Below are 2,594 nucleotides of genomic sequence, written 5' to 3'. Positions count from 1 at the left end.
ATATCAGGGCTGTTCCGTATTAAATGTACGATATTTACCTAATTTGCCACACTTATAAGTAGTAACCCACCTCCGCAGCCATTTATTGGTGTGGTCTACAGAGGATTATGTCTTTTTAGAGGGGAAAATCCCTAGAACCCCAAGAAGGCCCAATCAAAGCGTTCAGGACATCCTGGCGCGAGCTGATCACCGCGATTTCGGCCCAAACCGGATACCGTTCGTCGAATAACTCGCCACAGGCATAATGATGTTGGGTAATCGAGATGGATAAGCGTATTGTCTGGCAAGATAGCGGACGATGGCGTTCGATTCCCATAGGACTAAATCACCATCCTTCAGGCAGGGAACAAGGCCATTAGGGTTCATCGCGAGATAATCGGGGTCGCTCACCACGCCAAAGGTGCCACCCGCATTGATATGTTCATAGGTGAGGCCAAGTTCTTCAGCACACCAAAGCACCTTGCGGTTTCAGGATTTGCGCGACTTACCAAGTGCCCGCGAAGGCAGCGACCGCCAATAATGCCCCGGTCAGAATGTTCGACAGAAAGAGCCGGAAATTCAGCTCCGGCTTTTCGAGGTCAACACGCCATATCTGCCAAGCCAGATGAGCTGCAATAATAACCATACCGATAGCGTAGGGCATCGCCATGTCCAGTAACCACCCCCCAACCGCCCATGCCCCGACAGTCAAGGCGTAGAACAATCCGACGATAGCCTGCCCCCTGCGTCCAAATAGAATCGCTGTTGATTTCAAACCCAAACGGGTATCATCGGCTACATCGACATAAGCATACACCGTGTCATAGCCGATCTGCCACGCTATAGCGCCGACCCACATTACCACGGCTCCTGCTGGAATATTGCCTGACACCTCCGCCCATGCCATCAGCATTCCCCAATTGAACGCGGCCCCCAAAACAGCTTGGGGCCAATGGGTGAAGCGTTTGCAAAGCGGGTAAATGAATACCAGTGGCAGCACGCAAACTGCGACAAGCGCTGTGAATGGGCTTAAGAAAAACAATAGCAGCGCCGCCAAGGCGAGTTCGACGGCGAGGAATATTAGCGCGTGGCGCGTTCGAAGCTGACCACTCGCGAGCGGACGAAGGCGCGTCCGCTCGACATGCCCATCAAAGTTACGATCCGCAATGTCATTGGCTGTCGAGCCTGCGCTTCTCATCAAAAATGCGCCGAGAAAAAACACTACCAAAAGCCGAAATTCGGGGAGCCCTTGGGACGCTTGAATGAGCGCGGCAAGGCAGGGGAAAAAGGTGAGCCATATTCCTACCGGACGGTCGATCCGGGCAAGCCTTGCATAAGGACGCCAAGCAGCAGGCAACCAACGGTCAACCCAATCGCCAATATGAATATCGCTGAGGTCAGGACGGTTCAAAGTAGTCATCATGTGCTCCAATTCTGTGTCACAAAAATTCCGAAATTTGCGACATATTATACGAATAAAACCAGTGACGTAACAGGTTTCAGGAACTATGCGAACGACTAGCCCCCGTAGGCCCGCTCTCCTCATCTAGGGCTGTAGGGCCGTAGGGGGCGGGTGAAAGGCACAGTGCTTTCCGGCCGGGAAGGAAAACCGCTCGGCGGGGCAGACGGTGCGGTGTCCTCCACCTCGAAGAATCCGCACGCTGCCAGATGATCCGGCAGGGTGTAGCCCTCGTTTTCATCTATCTGAAGAACGGCGGCACTCCCGGCCGCAAGCGGTGGCCCCCGGTATTCATCATCAATGATAAGGGCTTTGCAAGGCGCATGATCGTCCAGCCACTCGGCCAGCTCGTCATATTTACGCGGTTCCAGCCCGAACAGAGGCACAAACCAGTCGCGGTGCCAGAGATTGCGGCGAAGCCCTTCCGAAACCAGCTTTTTCATAAGAGCATCGGAATCCGGTCCCCATGTCCGACGCCAGTTAGAACTTAAAACAAGCCGCGCCTGCGCAAGGTCTGCAAGCCGCACCAGCAATCTGACAGCCTCGGCATTGAACCGAAGATGCCGCATAAAACCATAGGACCGATGCCTGAGCAAAGCGGCGTTCTCCGGCTCCCTGCAATCCTTCAGGGGCAAAAGAACGCCGTCGATATCCACGAATATGATGTTTGCGATCATCGTTCCGGCCCCCAAGCCGACCAGGTTCCCCGCTCCCGGTGCGTCTGGAGCAGAGCGCAGCCAATGAAAGCGCGTCTGTCCGATCGCCGCTTACCTGGGAGCACGTGAACCTCACCGGCGACTACATATGGGGGTTCTAGGGATTTTCCCCTCTAAAAAGACATAATCCTCTGTAGACCACACCAATAAATGGCTGCGGAGGTGGTTTACTTTCAGCTTGGAGCCTAATCATCCACTATCGGCCTTGTTATTTCGCCAATATTGGGCAATTTCCCAGTATTAGTGAAGTTATACGTTCCGCTTAAGTTGATATTTTGCCACGCAACGGGCGAAACAGCACGAGTGATACCCGCTTTCTCTTCATCTCCTCTCGCTTCAAAGTGTCCCAGCAGATGACTCAGTATCGCGGAGTTGAAGTAGATGATCGCGTTGGCAAGCAATCTTGCACATTCATTCCAGATAGCGATTTCACTCTCGTT

4 protein-coding genes are annotated in these 2,594 nt (G+C 53.5%); all 4 read right to left on the bottom strand.

From position 1 onward, the window contains the following. Positions 1–186: 186 nt before the first annotated feature. A complete protein-coding gene (locus JIG41_RS12930) occupies positions 187–459 on the bottom strand; it encodes a glutathione S-transferase N-terminal domain-containing protein (RefSeq protein ID WP_281716509.1) in 273 nt (90 codons plus the stop codon). A gap of 25 nt (positions 460–484) precedes the next feature. Further along, positions 485–1,402: a 4-hydroxybenzoate octaprenyltransferase gene (ubiA, locus tag JIG41_RS12925; RefSeq protein ID WP_199524880.1), complete on the bottom strand. Its 918-nt coding sequence runs from the start codon at positions 1,400–1,402 to the stop codon at positions 485–487. A gap of 119 nt (positions 1,403–1,521) precedes the next feature. Next, positions 1,522–2,115, bottom strand: a complete 594-nt coding sequence (locus tag JIG41_RS12920) for an HAD domain-containing protein (protein WP_138558969.1) — start codon at positions 2,113–2,115, stop codon at positions 1,522–1,524. A gap of 224 nt (positions 2,116–2,339) precedes the next feature. Continuing rightward, positions 2,340–2,594: Tn3 family transposase (locus JIG41_RS12915; RefSeq protein WP_134806723.1), on the bottom strand; the 255-nt coding region annotated here is incomplete at its 5' end.

Origin of the sequence: Pseudoalteromonas sp. bablab_jr011 (assembly GCF_016464045.1) — a bacterium.
GTDB lineage: Bacteria > Pseudomonadota > Gammaproteobacteria > Enterobacterales > Alteromonadaceae > Pseudoalteromonas > Pseudoalteromonas lipolytica.
This window is presented reverse-complemented; position numbering and strand designations above follow the sequence as displayed.